Origin of the sequence: Dankookia sp. P2 (genome assembly GCF_050632255.1) — a bacterium.
Classification (GTDB): Bacteria; Pseudomonadota; Alphaproteobacteria; order Acetobacterales; family Acetobacteraceae; genus Paracraurococcus.
The window spans coordinates 5,535,986-5,560,385 of record NZ_CP192581.1 but is presented as its reverse complement, the minus strand read 5'-3'; the positions used below and the strand labels follow the sequence as shown (position 1 = coordinate 5,560,385).

The 24,400-nt window shown below is 73.2% G+C and carries 20 protein-coding genes and 3 pseudogenes; 8 read left to right on the top strand and 15 right to left on the bottom strand.

Annotation, left to right across the window (positions count from 1 at the left end; all coding sequences use genetic code 11):
• Window positions 1–307: 307 nt before the first annotated feature.
• A complete protein-coding gene (locus tag ACQ86J_RS33035) occupies window positions 308–1,105 on the bottom strand; it encodes a DMT family transporter (protein ID WP_431268831.1) in 798 nt (265 codons plus the stop codon).
• Window positions 1,106–1,218: 113 nt separating this feature from the next.
• Window positions 1,219–2,218: pseudogene (locus ACQ86J_RS33030) on the bottom strand (NAD(P)H-quinone oxidoreductase).
• Between the two features lie 132 nt (window positions 2,219–2,350).
• Between ACQ86J_RS33030 and ACQ86J_RS33025 the strand changes: the two are divergent.
• The gene (locus ACQ86J_RS33025) at window positions 2,351–3,583 is read left to right on the top strand and encodes an ABC transporter substrate-binding protein (RefSeq protein WP_431268830.1); all 1,233 of its coding nucleotides are present in this window, start codon (window positions 2,351–2,353) and stop codon (window positions 3,581–3,583) included.
• A 140-nt stretch (window positions 3,584–3,723) separates the two neighbouring features.
• On the opposite strand, the gene ACQ86J_RS33020 is transcribed toward ACQ86J_RS33025, so the two are convergent.
• The 5 genes from ACQ86J_RS33020 to ACQ86J_RS33000 form a co-directional block, all read right to left on the bottom strand.
• Window positions 3,724–4,563, bottom strand: a complete 840-nt coding sequence (locus ACQ86J_RS33020; protein WP_431268829.1) for a glycosyltransferase — start codon at window positions 4,561–4,563, stop codon at window positions 3,724–3,726.
• Between the two features lie 314 nt (window positions 4,564–4,877).
• Entirely contained in the window at window positions 4,878–5,618 is a 741-nt protein-coding gene (locus ACQ86J_RS33015) for a hypothetical protein (RefSeq protein WP_431268828.1), read from the bottom strand.
• 133 nt (window positions 5,619–5,751) lie between these two features.
• A complete protein-coding gene (locus ACQ86J_RS33010; protein ID WP_431268827.1) occupies window positions 5,752–6,273 on the bottom strand; it encodes a hypothetical protein in 522 nt (173 codons plus the stop codon).
• Window positions 6,171–8,891 (bottom strand): SLBB domain-containing protein, encoded by a 2,721-nt coding sequence (locus ACQ86J_RS33005; protein ID WP_431268826.1) that lies wholly within the window; start codon window positions 8,889–8,891, stop codon window positions 6,171–6,173. The genes ACQ86J_RS33010 and ACQ86J_RS33005 overlap by 103 nt, the downstream gene beginning before the upstream one ends.
• Window positions 8,892–9,072: 181 nt before the next feature.
• Complete coding sequence (locus ACQ86J_RS33000; protein ID WP_431268825.1) at window positions 9,073–9,432, bottom strand: STAS domain-containing protein; 360 nt, start codon at window positions 9,430–9,432, stop codon at window positions 9,073–9,075.
• 135 nt (window positions 9,433–9,567) lie between these two features.
• Here ACQ86J_RS33000 and ACQ86J_RS32995 point away from each other — a divergent pair, with 135 nt between their 5' ends.
• Window positions 9,568–11,004 (top strand): glycosyltransferase, encoded by a 1,437-nt coding sequence (locus ACQ86J_RS32995; RefSeq protein ID WP_431268824.1) that lies wholly within the window; start codon window positions 9,568–9,570, stop codon window positions 11,002–11,004.
• Window positions 11,001–11,222 (top strand): annotated as a pseudogene (locus tag ACQ86J_RS32990) (Lin0512 family protein); the annotation flags it as partial. The gene ACQ86J_RS32995 and the pseudogene ACQ86J_RS32990, both read left to right, overlap by 4 nt.
• Window positions 11,223–11,342: 120 nt before the next feature.
• Here ACQ86J_RS32990 and arsC read toward each other — a convergent pair.
• The 4 genes and pseudogenes from arsC to ACQ86J_RS32970 form a co-directional block, all read right to left on the bottom strand.
• Window positions 11,343–11,735: an arsenate reductase (glutaredoxin) gene (arsC, locus tag ACQ86J_RS32985; protein ID WP_431268823.1), complete on the bottom strand. Its 393-nt coding sequence runs from the start codon at window positions 11,733–11,735 to the stop codon at window positions 11,343–11,345.
• Window positions 11,736–11,786: 51 nt separating this feature from the next.
• Window positions 11,787–12,746, bottom strand: a complete 960-nt coding sequence (locus ACQ86J_RS32980; protein WP_431268822.1) for a glycosyltransferase family A protein — start codon at window positions 12,744–12,746, stop codon at window positions 11,787–11,789.
• Between the two features lie 102 nt (window positions 12,747–12,848).
• Window positions 12,849–13,418 (bottom strand): hypothetical protein, encoded by a 570-nt coding sequence (locus tag ACQ86J_RS32975; RefSeq protein WP_431272769.1) that lies wholly within the window; start codon window positions 13,416–13,418, stop codon window positions 12,849–12,851.
• Window positions 13,419–13,505: 87 nt separating this feature from the next.
• Window positions 13,506–13,747, bottom strand: a pseudogene (locus tag ACQ86J_RS32970) (glycosyltransferase family 2 protein); the annotation flags it as partial.
• Between the two features lie 296 nt (window positions 13,748–14,043).
• Between ACQ86J_RS32970 and ACQ86J_RS32965 the strand changes: the two are divergent.
• The 3 genes from ACQ86J_RS32965 (at window position 14,044) to ACQ86J_RS32955 (ending at window position 17,926) form a co-directional block, all read left to right on the top strand.
• Entirely contained in the window at window positions 14,044–15,546 is a 1,503-nt protein-coding gene (locus ACQ86J_RS32965; RefSeq protein WP_431268821.1) for a glycosyltransferase, read from the top strand.
• Window positions 15,453–16,673, top strand: coding sequence for a lipopolysaccharide biosynthesis protein (locus ACQ86J_RS32960; protein WP_431268820.1), 1,221 nt, complete (start codon window positions 15,453–15,455; stop codon window positions 16,671–16,673). Before ACQ86J_RS32965 ends, ACQ86J_RS32960 begins: the two co-directional genes overlap by 94 nt.
• Window positions 16,674–16,996: 323 nt before the next feature.
• On the top strand, window positions 16,997–17,926 hold the full coding sequence (locus ACQ86J_RS32955; protein ID WP_431268819.1) for an NAD-dependent epimerase/dehydratase family protein: 930 nt from the start codon (window positions 16,997–16,999) through the stop codon (window positions 17,924–17,926).
• A 49-nt stretch (window positions 17,927–17,975) separates the two neighbouring features.
• Here the strand turns inward: ACQ86J_RS32955 and ACQ86J_RS32950 are convergent, their stop codons facing one another.
• The 3 genes from ACQ86J_RS32950 to ACQ86J_RS32940 all read right to left on the bottom strand — a co-directional run bounded on the left by ACQ86J_RS32950 (window position 17,976) and on the right by ACQ86J_RS32940 (window position 19,891).
• Entirely contained in the window at window positions 17,976–18,221 is a 246-nt protein-coding gene (locus ACQ86J_RS32950; protein ID WP_431268818.1) for a hypothetical protein, read from the bottom strand.
• The gene (locus tag ACQ86J_RS32945) at window positions 18,191–19,153 is read right to left on the bottom strand and encodes a hypothetical protein (protein ID WP_431268817.1); all 963 of its coding nucleotides are present in this window, start codon (window positions 19,151–19,153) and stop codon (window positions 18,191–18,193) included. Before ACQ86J_RS32945 ends, ACQ86J_RS32950 begins: the two co-directional genes overlap by 31 nt.
• A gap of 78 nt (window positions 19,154–19,231) precedes the next feature.
• Entirely contained in the window at window positions 19,232–19,891 is a 660-nt protein-coding gene (locus ACQ86J_RS32940) for a GntR family transcriptional regulator (RefSeq protein WP_431268816.1), read from the bottom strand.
• A gap of 533 nt (window positions 19,892–20,424) precedes the next feature.
• Here ACQ86J_RS32940 and ACQ86J_RS32935 point away from each other — a divergent pair.
• Both ACQ86J_RS32935 and ACQ86J_RS32930 read left to right on the top strand, forming a co-directional pair.
• Entirely contained in the window at window positions 20,425–21,957 is a 1,533-nt protein-coding gene (locus tag ACQ86J_RS32935) for a sodium:solute symporter family transporter (protein ID WP_431268815.1), read from the top strand.
• An 11-nt stretch (window positions 21,958–21,968) separates the two neighbouring features.
• Complete coding sequence (locus ACQ86J_RS32930; RefSeq protein WP_431268814.1) at window positions 21,969–22,604, top strand: glutathione S-transferase N-terminal domain-containing protein; 636 nt, start codon at window positions 21,969–21,971, stop codon at window positions 22,602–22,604.
• A 133-nt stretch (window positions 22,605–22,737) separates the two neighbouring features.
• Here ACQ86J_RS32930 and ACQ86J_RS32925 read toward each other — a convergent pair whose 3' ends face one another.
• Window positions 22,738–24,375, bottom strand: coding sequence for a GMC family oxidoreductase (locus ACQ86J_RS32925; RefSeq protein WP_431268813.1), 1,638 nt, complete (start codon window positions 24,373–24,375; stop codon window positions 22,738–22,740).
• Window positions 24,376–24,400: the final 25 nt, after the last annotated feature.

Sequence of the window (24,400 nt, the reverse complement as noted above, 5' to 3'; positions counted from 1 at the left end):
CGCTCCCCATAGGCCTCACGGTCCGGGGCGTGCCTCCGGCCGAGTCGTCCTGCGGCACGGCGCCCTGCGACGCACGCCTTGGTTCCTCCACCCTCGCCCCGCGCCCGTACCCTCCCCCTGGCTGGCCTCCCGCCCTCAACTCGCAAGACAAGGTCAGAAACAGGTGAGTGGTTTTAAGATCGTTCGTTTCGAGATCAGCCGGAAACACGTTGTAAGCTTATCGGAAGCGTCGGACTGCCGCACCCGGCCGGCACCACCCATTCCCGGAACGCCGGTATGGTTGCCGCTCCGGCCGTCGCCGGAAGCGCTATCCACGCGCCGCGAGCACCACGCTCGCCCCGATCAGCACCCCACCTGCCAGCACGTCCCAGCCCAGCGCCTCGCCGAGCCAGAGGCTCGAGATGGCGACGCCGAGCGCCGGCACCATCAGGAAGCCGACGGAGGCGACAATGCCCGAGAGCTTGCGCCCTGCCTCGATCGTCGCCCAGGTGCCGATGGGTGCGGCGACTGCGCCAATGAAGGCGGCATGCGGCCAGGACTCCCGGCCGATGCCGCCCGCCGGCTCGTGCCACAGCGCCAGCGGCAGCAGCAGCAGCGCCCCGAGCGCGAAGCACCAGGGCAGCAGGTCGAGCACCGGCTTGCCGGGCGGGAAGCGGCGGGTCACCAGGATCGCCAGGCTCCAGAACAGGCTGGCGGCCAGCAGCATGGCATAGCCCGGCAGCACGCCCGGCCCCTGGCCGGCCAGGTCCCAGGGCTTCATCAGCGCCAGGACGCCGGCGAGACCGACCGCCACCGCCCACCATTGCGGCCGCGAGACCCGCTCGCCCAGCACCCAGACCGAGAGCGGGATCAGCCAGAAGATCGTGACGTTCGCCAGGATGGCCGTGCGCCCGGCCGGGACGAATTCCAGCGCCAGGTGCGCCAGCGCAAAGAAACCGCCCAGCTGCAGCAGGCCGATGCCGAGGATGCAGGGGAGGTCGCGCCGGTCCGGCCAGCGCAGCCGGCCGAGCAGGGCCAGCAGCAGCGCCGCCGCGACCGATGCCATTGCCGCCCGGTTGAAGGCGAACCAGAGCGGCGTGGCATGCGCCAGCCCCGCCTTGGTCACCGGCCAGACCCCGCCGAACAGGCAGACGGAGACCGCCAGGTAGGGCAGCCCCGCCGCGAGGCCCCCTTCCCTGGTCAGGGTGCGGAGCGGCCGCGGCGGCGGTCGTGCCCAAGCTAGTCCGCCACCTTCAGCATGATCTTGCCGATATGCGCGCTGCTCTCCATCAGCGCATGCGCCGCGGCGGCCTCGGCCAGCGGGAAGACCTTCCAGATCGGCGGCGCGACCTTGCCGGCCTCCAGCAGCGGCCAGGCCTTCTCGCGCAGCGCCTGCGCCAGCGCGCCCTTCTGCGCCGTGGTGCGCGGCCGCATGGTGCTGCCGGTCACCGTCAGGCGGCGGGTCATCACCGGGCGCAGGTCGGCCTTCGCCACCTCGAACCCGCCGAGGAAGGCGATGATCACCAGCCGGCCATCCATCGCCAGGCACTTCAGGTTGCGGTTGAAATACTCTGCCCCGACCATGTCGAGCACCACATCGGCCAGCTTGCCGTCTGTCGCCGCCTTCACCGCCTCGACGAAATCCTGCTCCTTGTAGTTCACCGCGACATCGGCGCCGAGCTTCTGCATCGCCGCGCATTTGTCGGCGCTGCCGGCGGTGGCGATGACGCGGGCGCCGAAGGCCTTGGCCAGCTGGATGGCGGTGACGCCGATCCCGCTGGTGCCGCCATGGATCAGCACCGTCTCGCCGGCCTGCAGCCGGCCATGGCCGAAGAGGTTGGCCCAGACGGTGAAGAAGGTCTCCGGCAGCGCCGCGGCCTGGACGGCGTCGAAGCCCTTCGGCCAGGGCAGGCACTGCGCCGCGGGGCGGTGCAGTACTCGGCATAGGCGCCGCCATTGGTGAGCGCGCAGACCTTGTCGCCGACGTTCCACGGGCCGGCTTCGGGCCCGACCGCCACCACCTCGCCCGCGGTCTCGAGCCCGATGAGCGGGCTGGCGCCGGGGGCGGCGGATACTCGCCCTTGCGCTGCGCCACGTCCGGCCGGTTCACGCCCGTCGCCATGACCCGGATCAGCACCTCGTCCGCGCGGGGCTCCGGCAGCGGTCCGGTCTTCGGCACCAGCACCGCCGGCGCGCCGCCCGTGCCGTGGTCGATATAGGTCATGGTCTGGGGCAGCATGGCGTTCCTCGTTGTTCGGCGGCCGCGGAGGTTCCCCGCGTGATACCGCCCCGTCAAGCAGCGCGCGGGGTTGCGCGCAAGCCGCAGCGCGGGGAGTATCCTGCGATTCCACCCCGCCCCGAAGGCATCGGCATGGCCAAGACCGCCCGCCGCCCGCTGCTTGGCGGCCTCGCCGCCATGGCGGCCATGGCCGGCCGGGCCGCTGCGCAGCCGGCCGGCGAGACCACCCGCATCGGCGCCCTGTTCCCCTTCACCGGCCCGCTCGCGCTGCTGGGGGACGAGCATTTCCGCGGACTGGAGCTGGCGGCCGAGGAGCGCAACGCCGCCGGCGGGCTGCTCGGCAAGCCGATCCGCCTGGTGCGCGGCGATGCGGCCGACGCCGCCCAGGCCCAGGCCGAGCTCAAGCGCCTGATCGGGCCGGAGCGGGCGCTGGCGGTCTTCGGCACCTGTGCCTCGCCGCTCTCCTTCGCCGCGACCCAGGCCGCCGAGCTGCAGGGCGTGCCCTATGTCGAGCTCGGCGCCGTCGCAGACCCGATCACCGATCGCGGCTTCCGCTTCCTGTTCCGCATTTGCCCGCGCGCGACGGAGATCGGCCGGCTCGGCGTCGAAGCGGTCGCCGACCTGCTCGCCCCCGCCTGGGGCAAGCCGGCCGAGGCGCTGAAGATTGCCGTGCTGCACGAGGACAGCCTCTATGGCCAGTCGGTCGCCGCGGCACAGGAGGCGCAGCTGAAGGCGCGCGGCCTGACGCTGGCGGAGAAGCTCGGCTATCCGGCACGCGGCATCGAATGGGCGCCGGTGATCCAGCGGATGCGCGGGATCGGTGCCGAGGTGCTGCTGCAGACCGGCTACCAGAACGACATCCTGCTGCTCTACCGCGGCATGCGGGAGGCCGGCTGGATGCCGCGCATGCTGGTCGGCGCCGGCGCCGGCTACAGCCTGACCGATACGGCGCATGCGGTCGGCCCGGATTTCGAGGGCACGCTGAACGTCGATGTCCCGCAATCCGAGGTCAACGACCGCCTGGCGCCCGGGGTGAAGCCCTTCATCGAGGCCTATCGCAAGCGCTACGGCAGCGACCCGCGCTCCGGCCACAGCCTGTCCAACCTGGTCGGCGCCCGCGCCGCCTTCGATGCGATCCAGCGCGCGGCGCAGCCGGACCGCGAGCGCATCCGGGCGGCGCTGGCGGCGACCGACGTGGCGGAGGGCGCCACGGCGAATGGCTGGGGCATCCGCTTCGACGAGAAGGGGCAGAACCAGCGGGCACGGCCGCTGCTGCTGCAATGGCAGGGCGGCCGGCAGGTGGCGGTGGCGCCGGGCGATGCGGCGGTGGCGCCGCTGCGGGCACGGATGGGGGTGGTCGGATAGCGAAAGGCCGGGGAGAAGTATTCTCCCCGGACCCCTCATCTATTTTTCTGAGTCCGGCACTCTCCGCGACACGAGTGCCGACTCACAAAGAGGAAGGGTGGGGTTTGGGGAGGGAGTACCCTTCCCGCTCCAAACTTGCTTCAGGGCAGCGTGTCGATCAGCGCCGCCGCCTCCGCCGCCCGCGCCGCCCAGCTTTCCGCCGCCACCGGATCGCGCCGCGCCGCGGCCGCGCCGGGCGGGTCCGCCAGCGTCGCCTGCAGCGCCGCGGCGAAGGCCTCCGGCCCCTCCACCTCGGTGACCAGCGCCCGGTAGGGCTGCAGCGCCGGGAAGGGCGTGCTCACGACCGGCCGCCCGGCCGCCAGGTATTCCCGCAGCTTCAGCGGGTTGCTGGCACGGATCTGCGCATTGTCGACGAAGGGGATGATCCCGGCGGTCCAGTGCTGCGCATAGGATGGCAGCGCCGCATGCGGCCGCGGCCCGGGCAGCAGGATGTTCGGCAGGCCCTGCAGCGGCGTGAGGTCGGTCGCCGGATGGCCGATCAGCAGGAAGCGCCATTGCGGCAGCCGGCGCGCCACCGCGGCGACCAGCCCGAGATCCAGCCAGGGCGCCAGCGTGCCGTAGAAGCCGGCGATGGGACCGCCCTCCGGCAGGTCGGCGGCGCGCGGCGCCGGCGTCGCGAAACGGGCGAAGTCGACGCCATGCGGCAACAGGTGCGTCCTCGGCGGCGCGAAGCGCGCGGCCAGCAGCGGGCTGGAAGCGAGGATGAGATCGGCCCTGGCCGCGAGTTCCGCCTCCATCCGCAGCGCCGGCGCGTGGTCCACCCCCGCCAGCGCGCCGAAGTCGTCGCAGCAGTAGTAGACGACCGCCGTCTCGCCGAGCGCGCCGAGCGCCTGCACCGCCGAGGGCAGCGAGGCCCAGACCACCGGCCGACGCAGCCCGGCCGCCGCCGCCGCGCCGCGCACCGCGCGGCCGATCAGCAAGCGGTTGGCGGCGCGGCCGAGGTCCGCCCTCCGCCATCGGGATCGCCAGGGCATTCACCAGCGGGAAGGGCGCAGGCTCCCGCGCCGCCGCGGCCGTGGGCCCGCCGCCGGCCAGCGCGCGGCGAAGCTTGGCCGCGGCGCGGCCCAGATCGGCCACCGAGAGCTTGGGCCGCCGCAGCCCGATCGAGTTCACCCAGACCACCCGGCGCCCGGGCGCCAGGTGCCGGATCAGGTGCTGGGTCGAGGAGGGATGCGCGCCCCAATCCTCGCCGAAGACGATCAGGTCACGCAGCCCCTGCCCTGCCGCGACGCCGTCAGCCATGCGGGACGCCTCCCCGCGCTTCGCCGGGCGGGATGGCGCGGATCACCCGGCAGGGATTGCCGGCGGCCAGCACCATCGGCGGCAGGTCGCGGGTGACGACGCTGTTGGCGCCCACCACCGTGCCGCGGCCGATGGTCACGCCGCCCAGCACCGTCACACCGGTGCCGAGCCAGACATCGTCCTCGAGCACGATGTCGCCGATCTGCGCCTCCGTGCAGGGGGCGCCGGCGGCCCGCGCCGCGGGGTCGAGCGGATGCCCGGGGTAGCCGGCCAGGAAGTTGCGCCCGGCGAGGCGGACATTGTCGCCGAAGCGCACCACGGTGCCGACCGCGATGGTGGTCTGCCAGCCGATGTCGATATTGTCGCCGACCTCGAGCAGCGGCGCAGGCTGGGTGCCGGGCCGGCCGGATAGGGTGGAGGCGCCGGACAGCCGCACGTCCCGCCCCAGCCGCAGCCGCAGCGGGCCAAGCACCAGCGGCATCCCGCCTTCCAGCCGCAGCCCGGGCGCCGGGGTCTCGACGCGGGAGAGGAACATCGGCGTCCACCAGGCCGCGCGCATGATCTGCGCGACGAGGCCGCCGAGCGTGCGGTGGGCGGCGTAGAGCAGCCGGTGCAGCGGGCGGATCAGCGGCACCCGCGCCCCGCGCACGGCCTGGATGCCTGCCCAGGCGGCGCGCGCCGCCGGGGTCTCGCCCGCCTTGATGCTGCGCTTCAGCGCGACGAGGCTGGTCATTCGGGGTGCTCCGCGGGCGTCGATGGGATGAAGGTTGGCGAGAGGCTCGCGGCCCGCGCTGCCGGCCGCGACGCAGCCTTGGCGCCGAGGCCGGGCCGGCGCCGCGTGCCCCGGGCGACCGCGGGCGCGTCGGTCAGATCTCGACGCCAAGCACCGGCAGCCGCCGCACCCGCGAGCGCAGCCGGCGAGCGAGGCCTGGCAGGAAGCCGGCGATGCGGCTCACCTCCCGCTCCAGCTCCTCCTTCAGCGAGGGGTTCTCCCTGTCGTTCAGCACGATGCCCAGCAGGTTGGCGCCGGCGCGGCCAAGCCGGTCCTGCGCCTTCTTCACCGCCTCCGCCTTGGTCTTGCCGGCCAGCACCACCATCAGCGTGCAGGCGGCATTGGCGGCGACCGAAAGGCTGCCCATGCCCTCGCCCGGGGCGGGGGAGGCGAGCACCGGCGCGAGGTCGAGCACCACGAGGTCGTAGTCGCGCTGCCAGGCGGCCATCCGCCAGGCGAAGAAGTCGCGCTGCTGCCAGTTCGCCGGGCCGTTCGCCGGCACCGACAGGGCACTCAGGCCCTCGGCGCCGATCCGCACCGGCTCGCCGGGCGGCAGGTGCATGCCGCAGCGATTGGCCAGCATCGGCTTGTCGGCGAAGATCTCGGCCAGCAGCACGGTCTTGCCGGCATGCTCGGCGCGCCGGGCCAGGGCGGCGGCGATGGTCGAGGTGCCCTCCCGTTATGCGCCGCGGTCACCGCGACGCAGTGCAGGCCGCTCGCGGTCAGGCTGCGCCAGACCGTCTCGATCTCCTCGGAGAGCGCTTCGGGGGCCAAATCCTTCGGCATGCTCAGAGCACCTTCAGCAGGGCGATGACGGAGAGGATGCTGACAACGTCGCGGAACCCCTCGAAGAAGATGCGCCATTCGCTCTGCGCCGTGCTCGGCACGTAGACGGTGTCGCCCGGGCGGACCACGGGCAGCATCGCGAAATCGCCGGTGCGGGCGAGATCTCTGCAGGTCGAAGGTTCGCGCCTCGTTGGCGCAGCAGGAGAGGTTGACCACGACGATCCGCGTATCAAGCGCCGTGCCAGAGGTGCCGCCGGCCTCGGCCAGCAGGTCGAGGATCGTCATCCCCTCGGTGATCGGGTAGCGGCCGGGCTTGCCGACCGCGCCGAGCACGCGGACCACGTTGCTGGCCGGCGTCTCCAACCAATTGCGGTTGCGGTCGGGCACGTAGATCACGTCGCCCGGCCGGATCCGCGGCATCAGCAGGTCGTCGCCGGTCTCGAAGTAGTTGGCCAGATTGACGCGGGAGACGCGGTCCCGGCCCTCGCCCCGGTGGGTGATGCGGATGTTCTGCAGGTCGGCCGCGGTGGTCGGGCCGTTCGCCGCCGACAGGATGTCGAGGAAGGACAGCTTGGCGTCGAAGGCGTAGCGCCCTGGCGCGCCGACCGAGCCCATGACGTAGATGCTGCGGTCGGCCTCCTGCCGTAGCCAGGTCCCGCGCGTGTCGTTCGGCGCCGAGAGCTGCTCCGGCACGGTGATGGTGTAGCCGCCGCGGATCACCGGCAGCGCGGCGAAGCGGCCGCCCTGCTCAAGGAATTTCTGCAGGTCGAAGCGCACCGGCGCGGCGCGGTCGCCGGGCAGGATCTGCACGGCGGAGGTATCCGCCCGCTCGTTCGGCCCGCCGGCCTGGGCCAGCAGGTCGAGCAGCGACATTTCATCGGACCATTCGAAGCGGCCGGGCTGGCGCACCGCGCCCATGACGCGGACCGCGCGCGTGGTCGGCACCCGCAGCCAGGCCGCGGTCTGCTCGCCCTGGGTCTTCTCCGGGATGAAGACCGCGTCGCCCGGGCGGATTTCCGGCGGCCGGCCGCCGCCCTTCTCGATGAAGCCGCCGAGGTCGAAGAAGTCGATGGTCTTGCCGTCGGCGCGGATGATGCGGACCTGGCGGGTCTCGGCGAAGCGGGTCGGGCCGCCGGCATTGGCCAGGATGTCGAAAAAGCCGGTGCCCTGGCGGACCTCGTAGGCGCCGGCGCGCTGCACCTCGCCCATCATGTAGACCACGCGCGGGCCGACCTTCACCTCCTCGGTCAGCACGGGCACGAAGATGGTGGTGCCGCCGGCGATGCGCGGGTTCAGCCGGGCATCGCCGGTGTCGAGGAAGGTCTTCAAGTTGAACAGCTTCGGTTCGTTCCCGGCGATGATGCGGACCTGCTCGGTGCCGGCGAAGCGGCTGACGCCGCCGGCCCGCATCAGCGCGTCCATCACCGTCATGCCTTCCTTCCAGGCAAAGGTGCCGGCCGCGTTCACCTCGCCGAAGACGCGGATCGAGGGGGTGTCCTGGCCGGCATCGCCCTGCCGGGTCAACGCGCCGGAATCGAAGGGCACCTCGACATTGCCGGTCAGCGGGGAGACGGGGACGAAAATCTCGTCGAGCGTCCTGAGCGTCGGCAGCAGGCTGGAATCGCCGGTGTCGAGGTAGCGCTTGTAGTCGAAGGTGATCGGCTTGCCGTCGCGGCGGACCTGCAAGCGGTCGAGCTGCGCCCCGGGCAGCAGCCCGCCGACCGCGGTGATCGCCTGCTGCACATTGGCGCCGCGCGGCAGCTCCACCTGCCCGGGCGTGCGGACATAGCCGCCGACGGTGATCAGCAGCTTGCGCTCGCGCAGCAGCAGGTTGAAGCGCGAGAGGTCGCGGAACCGCTGCGAGAGCACGCCGCGTACCTGCTCCCGCGCTTCCCGCAGGGTCAGGCCGGCGACCTGGACGGGGCCGACCTCGGGCAGCTCGATGCGGCCCTCGCGGTCGACCTGGACGGTATTGGCGAAGCTGTCCTCGCCCGGCACCACCACCTGCAGCACGTCGCCGACCGCCAGCCGGACCGACTGCTGGGCGGCGGCGGGGGCGTCGGCGGTGCCGCCGGTCTGGGCCAGCGCCGGCAGCGTTCCCGCCAGCAACAGCAGCAGGACCAGCAGGGAGCAGGCGATACGACGGATCATGCGGGGGGACACTCGCGCGGCAGCTGGACACCGGGGGGCAGCAGCGGCCCGAGTGCGACGAAGCTCGGCCTGCAGCCGGTCCAGGGTTCTCGCCGGATCCCCGTGCAGGCCGCCATAGGATCCGCGCTGGGCGCGGATGGCGAGATCGCTGGCCGGGAGGATCCGGCCGGTCAGCACGCCCTGCGCCTGCAAGGCCTCGCGCAGCGCATCAGTCCGGTCCACCTGACAGGCGAGGCGGAGGTGCAGCGCCGCGACCCCGGCCTTGTCTTCCGGCTTCGGGGCGCGGATTTCGGCCATGCCGCCGGCGCTGCTGCGGGGAAGCTGCACCCGGCCAACAGCAGGGGCAGCAGAGGATCAGAAGGGACGCCAGCCGCATCGCGTCAGGGTAGAGGGAAAAACCCAGATTGGCGAAAGAATGTCGCGTGCCCGTCGCGCCGCGGAACGGCCGGTCCGGCGGTCGGGCCCATCAGGCGGCCGCTCAGGCCGCGCGCGCGAAGCCGAGCGCCGCGGCGAAGCCGAAGCCGCGGCGGGCCGGGACGGGCAGGCCGAGCACCTGGCCGAGGCCGAGCCGGCGGAAGGTCGCCAGCGGCTGCGCCGTGGCGCCCGCTACCTTCAGCGCCCGACCCTGCGCCGCCAGCCGCTTGAACAGGAAGGCCACCGCGCCGACGCCGCAGCCATCCATGAACCCGACCGCCGTCATGTCGAGCACCACGTCGCCGGTGGTGCCGGTGACCACCTGCTCGAGCACCGGGCGCAGCGCCAGCGCGCCATCGCCATCGAGCGCGCCGCTGACCTGCAGACGGAGGCCGGTGCGGTCTTCGGAAAGGAAGGCGTTCATGGGAGCAGTCCTTGTGAAAGCGGTTTCGAAGAGGTTAATCGCAACCCCCATGCCGCCCTCTTCGGCCGCAGCCTGCGAGTCCGGCGCCCCCTGTGGCCGGGCCGCCGCAGCCTGCGTTGCAATATGCGAGACAGGATGACCCGCGAGATCTGGCTGCTGCTGGACAGTTCCGGCCTGGGCGGCATCGAGAGCCATGTGGCGGAGCTGGCAGCCGGCCTGGACGCCGCCGGTCAGCGGCCGCGGGTAGTCTTCCTGACCGATTTCGGCCCGCACCCGCTGCGCGACCGGCTGGACGCCGCGGGCCTGGCCTGGGAGGCCCTGCCGGGCGGCCTCCGCGCCCTAGCCCGCCGGCTGCGCCAGGCCCGGCCGGCGCTGCTGCACACCCATGGCTACAAGGCCAACCTGCTCGGCCAGATCGCCGCAAAGCTGGCCGGCATCCCTGCGGTGAGCAGCTTCCATGCCGGGGAGCGTCCGGCCGGTGCTGTCGGGCTCTACGACCTGGCGGACCGCTGGACCGCCGGGCTGGCGGCGCGGGTCGCGGTCAGCCGGCAGATCGCCGGGCGGCTGCCGTGGCCGGCCGAGGTGGTGCCGGACTTCGTCGCCCTGCCGGACTCGCCGCTGGGCGGCAGGCCGCTGACGGTCGCCTTCGTCGGCCGGATGGTGCCGGAGAAGGGGCCGGACCTTTTCGCCGCGCTGGCCGGGCTGGTGCCGGGGCCGCGCTTCCTCGCCTTCGGCGACGGGCCGGAACGCGTCGCGGCGGAGGCCGCCGCGGCCGGCCGGGTGGCGTTCCGCGGCGCCGTCCCCGGCATGGCCGGGCATTGGGCGGAGGTCGGGCTGCTGGCCATCACCAGCCGGGCGGAGGGCCTGCCGCTGGCGGCGCTGGAGGCGATGGCGGCGGGCGTGCCGGTCGCCGCCTTCGCCCTCGGCGGGCTGCCGAAGCTGGTGACCGACGGCGTCGATGGCTGGCTGGCGCCGCCGGGGACCTGCCGGCCCTGGCCGCGAAGGTCGCCGCCTGGGCGGCGCTGGACGGCGGGGCGCGGAAGGCCCTCGGCGCCGCGGCGCGCGCCACGATCGCCGCCCGCTTCGGCCGGGAGGCGGGCGTGGCACGGCTGCTGGCGGTCTATCGGCAGGCCGGCGCCGCGCTGTAGCGGGGCCATGGACGGCGGCGGCGCCGCGCGGGACACTCCGCCCCGGGGCAATGCCGGGAGGGGAATGCATGGCCGAGGCGCGCATGGTGCTGCAGATCGGGATGGGCACCGATATCCGCGGGGGCGAGCCGACCAAGGCCGCGGTCCGGGCGCTGCGCGACGCGCTCTGGCACAGTCGCTGACCATCACCCATGCGCTCGGCGTCGATGTCGACAGCATGCGGGTGAAGGTCACCATCGGCGTGCCGCATCCGGAGAAGGTCGACAAGGCGCAGGTGCTGGCGGTGCTGCCGCACGGCACCGGCACGGTCGAGGTGGTCGAGGGCGGGCTCGAGATCCCGACCGAGGACGGGCGCGGCGTCACCCTGCTGGCCCAGGCGGCGGCCGAGGTCTTCCTCGACCTGCCCGGGAGGACCGCGGCATGAGCGGCAAGACCCTGCGGCGCGTCATCCTCGAGATGGGCAGCGGCAACGACCTGCATGGCGGCGACTACACCAAGGCGGCGCTGCGGGCGGTGCAGGACGCGCTGCACCACTCCTCGCTCTCCATGCTGCGGGCGCTGCAGGTGCCGCCCGCCGAGATGGTGGTCGAGGTGACCATCGGCGTGCAGCGGCCGGAGCGGGTCGATCTCGGCCGTGTCGCCGCCTCCCTGCCCTATGGCAAGGTGAGCGCGAAGGCGGTGAAGGGCGGGCTCGACGTGCCCTCCCTGGGCGCGACCCGGCGCAGGACGACCCGGCGGTGGTCGCCAGCGCGGCGATCGTGGTCAGCCTGCCGCTGTAGCGGCGCTGGCGGCACCCCGCGCGGCCGGCAGGATCTCCAGCACCGTCTCGCTCGGCCGGCACAGCCTGGTGCCGCCGGGGGCGATGACGAAGGGGCGGTTGATCAGGATCGGGTGCGCCAGCATGGCGTCCAGCAGCGCGTCGTCGGACAGGCCGGGATCGCCGAGGCCGAGCTCGGCATGGGGCGTGCCCTTCTCCCGCAACGCCTGCCGCACCGTCAGCCCGGCCGCGGCGATGGTGGCGGCCAGGGTCGCGCGGTCGGGCGGGCTCTTCAGGTACTCGACGACCCGGGGCGCGATGCCGGCCTCGCGGATCAGGCCGAGGGTGTTGCGGGAGGTCCCGCAGGCCGGGTTGTGCCAGATGGTGACGTCGCTCATGCCGAACCCCGCTTGGTCAGGCGGGCAGCATCGCCCAGGCCGGCCGCCGCGTCACGCCGGCTGGGACGGCCCAGGGCGGGACCGCCCGGGGATCGCCGCGCGCAGCACCGCCGCCGCCGCCGCCCGCGCCGCCCGCTGGTCCGGCGCCCGCAGCAGCGCCTGCACCTGCTTCCAGGCCGCCCGCCAGCCCTGCCCGGCCGCCGCCGCCGCCTCGGCCTCCGCGACCAGCAGCCGCGCGGCGCAGCGTTGCGCCGCGCCGGCGTCCAGCGCCGCCGCCGCCGCCTGGTGCCGCGCCGCGACCAGCCGCAACGCCGCCGCCCGCGCCGCCGCATCCTGCGACAGGTTGCCCGGCCGGTGCATCAGGTAGTCGGCCCCGACCAGCGGCAGGCAGCCGACCGGGGCGCGGGCGGCCAGCCGCAGCCAGAGATCCCAGTCTTCCGCCTGGCGCAGCGTCTCGTCGAAGCCGCCGAGGTCGCGCAGCAGCGCGGTGCGGACCATGACGGTCGAGGTGCCGACGACATTCTCGGCGAAGAGCTGGGCCAGCCCGTCGGGACCCAGCACGAAGGGCTCCAGCCAGTCTCCGTGGCGTGCCCGGAAGCCCGGCCAGTAGCCGAAGCAGGTGCCGCGGTCCTCGCCCGCTTCGGTCACGTGCCGGTAGTCGGTGAAGGAGAAGCCGATCTCCGGCCGCGCCGCATGCAAAGCGAGCTGGGCGGCCAGCTTGCCCGGCCGCCAGCGGTCATCGGCATCAAGGAAGGCGACCAGCGGGGCGGCGGCCACCGCGAGCGCCGCGTTGCGCGCCGCTGCGGCGCCGCGGCGCGGCCCGGCCAGCGGGACGATCCGCGGATCCGCCGCGGCCAGCCGGGCGAGCAGCCCCGCGGTCTCGTCGGAGGAGCCGTCATCGACCACCAGGATCTCGACCGGCGCCGCGCCGATCGAGGCGATGCTGCCCTCCAGCCAGCGCGCCGCGTTGCGGGCCGGGATTACCACGCTGCATTCGGGGCATTGCGGCATCGCCCGGTATCCTCTGGTTGCGGCGCTCGCGTCGCTATGCACCGACACGGCGGTGAAGGCGAGATCGCAGCACGGCCCTGCCGGGGCCGCCGCCCGCCTGCATCATGCGGCAGATAATCGCCGCACGGCAAAGAGCCCGCGGATCGCCTCCCGCAGCACCCGGCGGTTGGGGGCGATCGCCAGGGCGCGCAGCCGCAGCAGCAGCGCCCAGCGCCGGCGCTCCGCGGCCTCGGCGGCGGCGACCAGCAGCCCGGCCTCGCCGACCCGGCCCAGGCCCGGGTTGAGCAGCGCCGCCGCCGCGTGGTGCTCGGCGGCGATTGCCCGGACCGCGCGGGCCCGCCTGCCCGCCTGGCCGGACACCGCGCCCGGCCGATGCATCAGGTAGTCGACCAGCACCGCCGGCACGCAGCCGACCGGCGCCCGCGCCGCGAGCCGCAGCCAGAGGTCCCAGTCCTCGGCCGAGCCCCATTCGGTGCGGAAGCCGCCGACCTCCCGCAGCAGGTCGGTGCGGGCGACGACGGTCGAGGTGCCGACCACGTTCTCGGCGAAGATCTGTGCCTGCGCGTCGCGGCCGAGCGCGAAGGCCGGGCCCTGCGGCTGCGGCGCATGCCGCGCGGCGAAATGCGGCCAGTAGCCGAAGCAGCTGCCGCGGTCCGCGCCCGCCGGGGTCACGTGGCGGTAGTCGGTGAAGGAAAAGCCGAGCCGCGGGTGCTGCCGGTGCAGCGCCAGCTGCCGCGCCAGCTTGCCCGGCCGCCAGCAGTCGTCGGCATCAAGGAAGGCGACCAGCGGCGCGCTGGCGGCGGCGATGGCCAGGTTGCGCGCGGCGGAAGGCCCCGCCCCTCGCCCCGCAGCAGCCGGATGCGGCCGTCCTGCCGGGCCAGCGCCGCGGCGAGTTCCGCGGTGCCGTCGCGCGAACCGTCATCGACCAGCAGGATCTCCAGCTCCGGGTCGGGGCCGATGGAGGCGATCGCGCTGCGCAGGAACGGCGCGACATCCCGCATCGGGATCACGACGCTCATGCTGGCCAGGTCCGACATCAAAACTGCTTCCCCTCTATCATCCCACGGTAATCGCCGCGGTCCCCGGGAAACTCACGCAAAGTTCATACCACGATATTCCACTGCCTGCGTCGCAAAATGCGAGCTTGGCAATAGGCTGGACATAGGGTTGCGGAACAAAGAGATTCGCTTGCAGGTTGCATCGTCGCCGATGCAGGCGGCGTGGCATGGCTGCTGCACCTCCTCCGGCAGGCCGCCACGGACCCGCCTTGGGGCCTGTCAGAGGAATCCAGCCGCCCATGTCCGACGGTCCCGCCCATGCCGCCCCGCCCGTCGCCACCCTGCATGTGCTGGCGGCCTTCCCGGTGCTGTCGGAGACCTTCGTCAGCAATGAAATCCGCGCGCTGCGGGCGCGCGGCCACCGCGTGGTGCCGCTGGCCATCGCCCCCTATGACGGTCCCTGCCAGCCGGAGGACGAGGCCTTCCGGGCGGAGACGGTGGCGCTCGGCGCCCAGCCGCGGCTTGCGGCGATGCTCGGCGCCCTGGCCGATCCCCTCGGCCTCGCCCGGGCGCTGGCCTTCTGCCGGGCGCAGACCGCGCTCTCCGTCCCCTCCCTGCTGCTGGCCGGTGCCCGCGCCGCCCTGGTGGCGCGGCGCGAGGGGGTGCGGCACGTGCATGCGCATTACGCCCATGGCGCCGCGGCCATCGGCATCGTCGCCGCCCGGCTGGCCGGGCTGACCTGCAGCTTCATCTCGCATGGCTACGACCTCTATGGCTCGCCCACCGACATCCCGGCGAAGCTGGCCGCGGCGGATGCGGTGGTCGCCACCTGCGAGGACATGAAGGCCGACTTCCTGGCCATGCGCCCGGGCACCCGCGTGCATGTCATCCCCTGCGGCGTCGATCCCGCCCGCTTCCGCCGTCCCGCCGCCCCGCCGCCGAGCAATGGCCGCATCCTGGCGATCGGCCGGCTGGCCGAGCAGAAGGGCTACCCGGTGCTGATCGAGGCCCTGGCCCGGCTGCCCGAGGCCGAGCGCCCGGTGGTCGAGGCGGTCGGCGCCGGCCCGCTGCTGGACGACCTCCGAGCCCTGGCGGCCGCACGCGGCGTCGCGGACTGGATGCGCTTCCTCGGCCCCAGGCCTTCCGGCTGGATCGCCGAGCATGGCCCGGCCTATGCCGGCTTCGTCGCGCCATACGTGATCTGCGCCAATGGCGACCGCGACACCAGCCCGGTCTCGGTCAAGGAGGCGATGGGGATGGAATTGCCGGTCCTCGCCGCCGCCGTGATGGGCAACAAGGAGATGGTGACCCCGGAGACCGGCCGGCTGGTGCCCATGGCCGATGCCGCCGCCCTGGCCGAGGGCTGCGCTGGCTGGCGGGCCTCGCGCCGGATGAGCGCCGACGGCTCGGCGCCGCCGGGCGGCAAAGGCTGCTCGACTGCTTCACGCTCGACTGGCAGGCCGAGCGCCTTGGCCGGGTCTTCGCCGGCTGCCAGGGGGCATGAACGTGCTTCGTGCCCGCTGGGCCGCCCTGCCGGAAGGGCTGCGCGCCACCATCCTCTATGCCGGCGCTACCGGCTGGACCAAGGGTATCGGCCTGCTGCTGCTGCCGCTGATCACCGGCCTGCTGCCGGCCGCGGAATTCTGGGCGGCTCGAACTGCTCTCCTCCGCCGCCGAGATCGCCGCGGTGCTGGCCGGGGCCGGGCTGGTGGACACCCTCTACCGCTTCGCCAGCCAGCCCGGGGCCGAGGGACGCCTCGGCGCCGCCCGGGTCACCGGCCTCGCCATCGTCGTCACCCTGATCGGGCTGGTCGGCGCCGTCGCCGCGGCGCCGCTCGGCGCCTGGCTGCCGCTTCCTGCCTTGCCCGGCGAGGTCATCCTGCTCGGCATCTCGGTGGCGCTCGAGGCCGCGATCGGCGTGCCGCTGGCCTGGCTGCGGATGCAGAACCGCGCGGCCGCCTATGCCTTCGTCGTCATCCTGCGCGGCACGCTGCACACCCTGCTGCTCGGCCTCCTGCTCTGGCAGGGCTTCGGCATCGCCGGGATGCTGGGGGCAGGCGCCGCGGCATCGCTGATGGCCGCCATGGTGCTGCTGGCCGGCCAAGCGCGGGATACGGGGATCCGGATGCAGCCGGCGGCCTGGCGGCCGCTGCTGGCCTATGGCGTGCCCCTGATCGGCAGCGGCCTCGCCTCCTTCGCGCTCGGCACCGCCGACCGCTGGTTCCTGGCAGGATCGGTGCCGGCCGAGGCGCTCGGCCACTACGCGCTGGCCTCCAAGCTGGCGCTCGCCATGGCCTTCCTGATGCAGCCCTTCGAGTTGTGGTGGTACCCACGCCGGCTCGGCGTCTGGGCCGCGGCGGACGGGGCGCTGCACTCGGCGCGGCTGGCCGGCACCGGGGCGGCGGTGACGCTGCTGGCGGCGGGCGTCGCAACGCTGGCCGGGCCGGTGCTGATCCGGCTGGCGACGCCGGCGGCCTACCACCCGGCCGCGGCGATGGTGCCCTTCGTCGTCGTCTCGCTGGTGCTGCAGAGCTTCGGCAGCCTCTTCAACATCGGCGCCTATATCGGCCCGCACCGGGCGGCTGCCCTTCCTGGTGAACTCGCTCGCCGGGGCGGTGGCGATCGCCGCCTACGCGCTGCTGATCCCCGCTTCGGCGTCCCCGGCGCGATCGCCGCGACGGTGCTGGCGCAGGGCGTGCGGCTGGTGGTCTTCGCCATCCTGTCGCAGCGCCGGGCGCGGGCGGACTACCCGCATGGCGCCACCGCCCTGCTGGCCCTGGCGACCGCGGCGGCGGCGGCGATCCCGCAGGCGCTGGCGCCCTTGCCGGCTGCGGCGGCAGCGCCGGCGGCCTTCCTGGCACTCGGGCTGCTCGCCATCCGGCTCGGCCTGCTGCCGGCGCCGCGGCTGCCGCGCCGGGCCATGGCATGACTTGGCGACTCCGCGGCACTGTGCGCCAGCGCACAGCGCAGTCACCGCCCGGCGCGCATAAGGCAGGGGCGAGGCGAAGATCCCCTCCGCCTCCCGCCTGGCATTTCAGTCTTCCGCCGGTCCCGCCCCGGGGTCTCCGGGGCGGTATGGCGGCGATAAAGACCGGACCGCATTGCGTTGCCGCAGCCGGGACCCTTGCCCCGGCTGCGGCGACAGCCCTTGCCAGGGCGCCCCGGCACGTCCTGCGAATCCTTCCCGCAAACTGCGACGGCGGGCTGGCCCGCCCTTCGCAGGCAGCCCCTCACCCCAGGCGGAGCGCATCCATGTCCCTTTTCGTCGTGACCGGCGGCGCCGGCTTCATCGGGTCCCACCTCGCCGATTCGCTGCTCGGCGGCGGCCATCAGGTGCGGGTGGTGGACGACCTCTCGACCGGGCATCGCCGCAACCTCGATCCGCGGGTCGAGCTGCTGGTCGGCGACGTCGCCGACCCGGCGCTGATGGGCCGGGCGCTGCAGGGCGCCGCCGGCGTCTTCCACCTGGCCGCCATCGCCAGCGTCGCGCGGTCCAACGAGGACTGGCTCGGCACCCACCGCGCGAACCAGACCGGCACAATCACCGTGCTGGATGCCGCGCGCCAGCAGGGCGGCATCCCGGTGGTCTATGCCTCCTCGGCCGCCATCTACGGCGACCAGGGCGAGGGCGCGATCGACGAGGGCGCCATCCCCGCCCCGAATACCGCCTATGGCGCGGACAAGCTGGGCTCCGAGCTGCATGCCCGGGTCGCCTTCCACGTCCACCGGGTGCCGACGATGGGCTTCCGCTTCTTCAACGTCTTCGGGCCGCGGCAGGACCCGGCCTCGCCCTATTCCGGGGTGATTTCGATCTTCGCCGCCCGCATCGCCGCCGGCCTGCCGCTGACCCTGCATGGCGACGGGTTGCAGACCCGCGACTTCGTCTATGTCGAGGACGTGGTGAGCCACTTGCGGGCGGGAATGAAGGTGCTGCCGGCGGCGCCGCAGGCGACCGTCTTCAACGTCTGCACCGGGCGGGCGACCAGCGTGCTGGAACTCGCCCAGGCCCTGGCGCGAATCGACGGCAGGCCGCTGGCGACGAGCTTCGGCCCGGCCCGCGCCGGCGACATCCGCGCCTCGCTCGGCGATCCCTCGGCCGCCACCGCGGTGCTCGGGGTCAGGGCGACGACCAGCCTCGAGACCGGGCTGGCGGCGACGGTCGGGTCGATGGCCGCCGCCTGACGCCAGGACCAAGGTCGCCCTGGGCGTTTCCACCCAGGGCGATCGCGGGCTACCCCGCCAGGCCGAGCCGGCGCGAGGCGATCCGCGCGCCCTCCGCCATGGCGGCCAGCTTGGCCCAGACGATGTCCTCCGCCACCCGGCCCCGCCCGGCCGAGGTGTCGAAGCCGCAATCGGTGCCGGCCAGCACCCGCGCCGGGTCGCCGACCACCCGCGCCACCTGCTCCAGCCGGTCGGCCACCACCTCCGGATGCTCGACGAAATTGGTCAGCGGGTCGATGACGCCGGCGACCACCACCTGGCCGTCCTCGAGCGGCAGCGCGTCGAGGCAGCGATACTCGTGCGCGTGCCGCGGATTGGCGATGGGCAGCACCCAGCCCCCACCTTCGCCCGGCCGACCGCCGGCAGGATGTCGCGCATCGCCACGTCGCAGTCGTGCGGGCCCTCGTAATTGCCCCAGCACGCATGCAGGCGCACGCGGTCGCGCGGGATGTTGGCCAGCGCGGCATTGATCACCGCCACCACGCGGTCGGCGAAGTCGATGAACGCAGCCAGCGGCCGGTCCTGGTAGGAGAGGTGCCGCTCCATCGCCAGGTCCGGCGCGTCGATCTGCAGCAGGAAGCCGGCGCGGACGATCGCCTCGTACTCCACCTGCAGCGCGCGGCCGAGCGCGGCCAGATAGGCGTCCTCGGTGTCGTAGTGGCGGTTGCGCATCGCCGCGGCGATGATCCCGGGCGAGGGCGCGGTCATGAAGGCCTCGGCGAATCCCTGCGGCGCGACCTCCGCCAGCGTCGCCAGGAACTCGTCGCATTCCGCCTGCACCAGGGCGGGGTCGAGGTAGCGGACCTCGCCCACCGCCTCCGGCACGCCGTCGCGGTTACTGACATTCGGGCGGCCCGAGGCGGTCGCGTCGCCCCAGGCCTGGAAGCCGGGATAGCGCGCGACGTCGGCGAAGGTCTTGCGGGTCCAGCCGCCGCCGAAGCCGGACATGCGGTGCCGGACATAGAGGAAGAAGGCCTCCCGCATCTGCTCGCCGTTATTGCCGACATCGATGCCGGCCTCGATCTGGCGGCGGACGACATGGCGGGTCGCGGCGCGGCCGGCGGCGTCGAGCGCGGCCTCGTCCACCGGCTCGCCGGCGGCGCGCTTCGCATAGAGCGCGGTCAGGGCAGCGGGGCGCGGCAAGCTGCCGGTGTGGGTGCAGAGGATCCGGGTGTCGCTGCGGCGCATGTTGTCTTCCTCCCAGGACGCGTTCGCCTGATCCTGGAAGGCAGGAAGTCCGGGGGAAGTCTCCCCTCGCCTTCCCTCCTAGTTTTCCGGGTCGAGGCGCGACAGGATGCGGCTGCTCGCCAGGGCGTGATGCTGGGCGAGCTGGGAGGCCGCCAGGGCGTCGCGGCCGACGACGGCCTGCAGGATCTGGTCGTGCTCGTCCCAGAAGGGGCCGAGCTTCGTCGGCTCGCCGGCCAGCAGCATGATGCTGCGCCGGACATGGTGCCAGTTCATCCGCGCGGTCGAGGCGATCAGCCGGTTGCCGGCCAGGTCGTAGAGGAAATCGTGGAAGGCGAAATCGGCGCTCGCCATCGCGGCGAGGTCGCCCTCCGCCACCGCGGCGCGGCCCTCCCGGATGATCCGCTCGCCGCGCGCCCGGTCCTCCGGCCCTGCCCGCTTCGCCGCGGCCACCGCCGCTGCCGCGTCCAGCGCCGCCCGCATCTCGTAGAGCTTGGCCGCGAAGCCGCGGTCGAGCGGCGCCACCACCAGGCCGCGCCGGCCGGTATCGACGACGAAGCCGTCCTTCCGCAGCTGCTGCAGCGCCAGGTGCACCGGCTGGCGGCTGGTGCCGAGCCGCTCCGCAAGCTCGTCCTGGATCAGCCGCGTGTCCGGCGCCAGCACGCCGTCGCAGATCGCCTCCCGCAGGGTCTCGTAGACCGTGTCGGTGATCTGCGGCGTGGGCGCGAGCCGGGTGATCAAGGCTTGACTCTCCTGGTTTGGCTGGGCACCGTAATCGAAACACCGTGTTCGGTATACGAAACTCGACACACGGTGTTTGGCAATCCCGGGCGAGCCTAGCAAGGACCCGGGGCCGGGACGAATCCGCTTCGTGACGCGCGGCTACCGCCAATGCCCCCGGGGCCGGAGACCGTCCATGCCACCCGCCACGCCACCAACGCCGGAGGCCGCCGCCTCCTCCGCCGCCGCCCGGCTCGGGCTCGGCCTGACCGCGGCGATCGCCGCCGGCATCCTGGCCTTCTTCGCCGTGGCTGCCTTCGCGCCGACGCTGCTGGCCGTCCCCGCCCTGCCCGGCGGCACCGTGACGCTGTGGTTCCCGGTCGGCTGGGCGCTGATCCTCGCCCTCGGTCGGCTTCGCCGCGCTCTATGTCTGGCGCACCAACCGGGCCGAGGATGCGCTGAAGCGCGGCCTGCCCACGCTGGCCGCCCTGCTGCTGCTGGCCGGCCCGGCCGAGGCAGCGACCGGGGCGGGCCCGAACGTCCCGGCCATCGCGATGTTCCTGGTCCTGGTCGCGGGCACGCTCGCCATTACTTGGTGGGCGGCGCGGCGCACGCGCTCCGCGGCGCAATTCTATGCCGGCGACGGGCAGTTGACCGCCTTCCAGAACGGCCTGGCGATCGCCGGCGACACGCTCTCGGCCGGCGCCTTCCTCGGCCTCTCGGGCCTTGTCTTCGGCGCCGGATTCGACGGGCTGGTCTATGCCGTCGGCTACAGCGTCGGCTACCCGATCATCGCGTTGCTGTTCGCAGACCGCATGCGCCGGCTCGGCCGCTTCACCTTCGCCGACGTGCTGTCCTACCGGCTGGGCGAGATGCCGGTGCGGGCCTTCGCCATCGCCTCGACGCTCACCATCGTCATCTTCTACCTGATCGCCCAGATGGTCGGCGCCGGGCAGCTCATCCAGCTGCTCTTCGGCCTCGACTATGTCTGGGCCGAGGTGGTCGTCGGCGGGCTGATGATCTGCTACGTCATGTTCGGCGGCATGACCGCGACGAGCTGGGTACAGATCGTCAAGGCGGTGCTGATGCTGGCCGCGGGCACCGCCATCGCCCTCCTCGCGCTGTCCCGCTTCGGCTTCGACTTCGGCGCCCTGCTGGGCGAGGCGGTGCGGCTGCACCCGAAGCACGAGGCGATCCTGGCGCCGGCCTCCTTCGCGCTGATGCCCATCTCCGCCCTCTCGCTCGCCCTGGCGCAGCTCTGCGGCAGCGCCGGGCTGCCGCATGTGATCATGCGCTTCTTCACCGTGCCGGATGCCCGCACCGCGCGCGTCTCGATGCTCTGGGGCTCGGTCTTCATCGGCTTCTTCTTCGCCATCGTCTTCGTCATCGGCTTCGCCACGATTGCCCTGGTCCGCGGCAACCCGGCCTATGCCGATGCCGCCGGCGCGCTGGTCGGCGGCGGCAACATGGCGGCGGTCCACCTGGCGCATGCGGTGGGCGGCGACCTGATGCTGGGCTTCGTCGCCGCGGTGGCCTTCGCCACCATCCTCGCGGTGGTGGCCGGGCTGACGCTCTCGGGCGCCTCGGCCATCAGCCACGACCTCTATGCCAGCGTGCTGCGGAAGGGCCGCGCCGACAGCGCGGTCGAGATGCGGATCTCCCGCATCGCCGTGCTCGTGCTCGGCGTGCTGGCGGTGGTGCTGGGCATCGCCTTCCGCAGCCAGAACGTCGCCTACATGATCGCCCTCGTGGTCGGCATCGCGGCATCGTCGAACTTCCCGCTGCTGCTTCTGGCGATCTACTGGCGCGGCCTGACCACCGCGGGCGCGGTGGCCGGCGGCGTGGTCGGGCTGGCCTCGGCCATCCTGCTGACCGTCATCGGCCCCGCGGTCTGGGTGAAGGTGCTGGGCCATGCGGCGCCGATCTTCCCGCTCGACCCGCCGACCCTCGTCACCATGCCGCTGGCCTTCGCCACCTGCGTCGCCGTCTCCCTGCTCGACCGCAGCCGCCAGGCGGCGCAGGACCGCGCCGGCTTCGAGACCCAATCCGCCCAGATGGCCGGCATCGCCCCGGCCGCCGCCGAATAACGGAGACCCCCATGCTGCAGCTCATCAGTGCGACCCCCAGCCCCTATGCCCGCAAGGTGCGCATCGCGCTCGCCGAGAAGGGCATCCCCTTCGAGCTCGTCACCGAGGTGCCCTGGAACAGCACCACGGCGACGCCGAAGCACAACCCGCTGGAGAAGCTGCCCGTCCTGATCTTCGAGGATGGCAGCAGCGTCTATGAAAGCCGCTACATCCTCGAGGTGATCGAGGCGAAGTGGCCCGAGCCCGCCCTGGTCCCGGCCGATACCTGGGAACGCCTGGCGGCGCGCAAGATCGAGGTCATCGTCGACGGCGTCTGCGACGCGCTGGTCCTGCTGTTCTGGGAACGCCACCGCGCGCCGGAGATCCAGAGCGCCGAATGGATCGCCCGGCAGCGCCGCAAGGTGGATGGCGGCCTGCGCGCCCTGGCGGAGACCGCGGGCGACCGCGAATGGGTCGTCGGCGACCGCTTCGGCCTGGCCGACATCGCGACGGGCACGTTGCTGCGCTATCTCGACGTGCGCTTCCCCGAGCATCCCTGGCGCAGCCAGTATCCCAACCTCGTCGCCCTCTCGGCCCGGCTGGAGGCACGCCCCTCCTTCGCCGGGACCGTGCCGGTGCCGCAGGTGATCAGCGACAAGGTGGTCTGAGCGCCGCCTGCGGTCGTCCAGGGTCGGCTGACCCGGGAGGACCGCAGGGGTCCGAGCGGCGCCGTGTGCCGGACGTCCGGTCCGGCAAGCCGGCGTCACGCCCCCGGGCGGTTCCGCCCAGCCGCGATCGGCATCAGGCTGCCTCCGCCACCGCCTCCCGCCCGCGGATGAAGTCCGCGGCCTTCTCGGCGATCATCAGCGTCGTCGCATAGGTGTTGGCGCTCGGCATGCCGGGCATGATCGAGGCGTCGACCACCCGCAGCCCCTGCATGCCGTGCACCAGCAGGCGGTCGCTGACGACGCTCGTCGGGTCGGTCTCCGGCCCCATTCGCGCCGTGCCGATCAGGTGGTAGGTCGTGCTGCCGTTCTTCTTGGCGAAGTCCAGCAGCTCGTCATCGGTCTGCACGTCGGGACCCGGCAGCGTCTCGGCATCCACGTACCGGCCGAGCTCGGGCGTGCCCAGCATCCGCCGCAGCAGCCGCATGCCGCCGAGATGGACGCGGATATCCATCGGGTCGGAGAGGTAGTTCGGGTTGATCTCCGGATCCTCGAAGACATTGGTGCTGCGGGCGCGCACCCAGCCCGTGCTCTCCGGCCGGTGCTGCCAGGCGCCGGCGGTCACGCCGGGGATCTCGTCCAGCACGTAGACCTTGCCTTCGGCATAGCTGCCGGGGGTGAACACGCATTGCAGGTCGGGCTCGTCCAGCCCTTCGAAGCTCTTCCAGAAGACATGCACATGCGATGGCGCGGTCGCCAGGATGCTCGGCTTGCCCATCGCCCAGCGGGCGATCTGCGCGCCGAGCTTGAGCCCGCGCGCCAGCTCGTTCAGCGTCTCGACCCCCGGCTTCGCCCGCATGACGAAGCGGGAGGCATAGTGGTCGCGGAAGTTCGACCCGACGCCGCGCAGCTCGTGCACGACGGGCACGCCGAGCTTGCCCAGCAGCTCGGCCGGCCCGACGCCCGAAATCTGCAGCAGCCGCGCCGTGTTCACCGTGCCGGAGGAGAGGATCACCTCGCGCCGCGCCCGCACCTCCTGCGCCGGGGCGGCGGGCGCCGCGACATAGCGGATGCCGACCGCGCGCTTGCCCTCGAACAGGATGCGGCTGGCCCGCGCATTGGTGCGGACCTCGAGGTTCGGCCGCGCCAGCGCCGGCTTCAGGAAGGCGACGGCGGCCGAGACGCGCCGCCCCTTGCGGATCGCCCGCTGGAAATAGCCGACGCCCGCCTGGTTGCCGCTGTTGTAGTCCTTGCAGCGCGGGATCCCGATTCCCTCGCAGCCCTTGATGAAGGCCTCCGACAGCGGGTGGATCCAGTCCATGTCGGTGATCGGGATGCCGTCCTCGTTCCGGCCGCGGCTGTCGTCGCTGACGCCGATGCGGTTCTCGGACCGGCGGTAGTAGGGCAGGCAATCCGCATAGCCCCAGCCGCGGTTGCCGCGCTGCGCCCAGTTGTCGAGGTCGGCCGGCTGGCCCCGGTTGTAGATCATCCCGTTGACCGAGGAGGACCCGCCGAGGGTCCGCCCCTGCACCGTGCTGATCCGACGTCCCCCGGTCATCTCCAGCGGCTCGGTCTTGAATTGCCAGGTGACGCCAGGGTCGGCCAGCGTCTTGATGAAGCCGGCCGGGATGTGGATGAAGGGGTTGCGGTCGGGCGGCCCGGCCTCCAGCACGCAGACCGTGACCTTGGGATCGGCGCTGAGCCGGTTGGCCAGCACCGAGCCGGCGGCACCGGAGCCGACGATGACGTAGTCGAAGGTATCGGCGTCGCTCATGCCGCGGGGCTTTCCTTGAACTAGA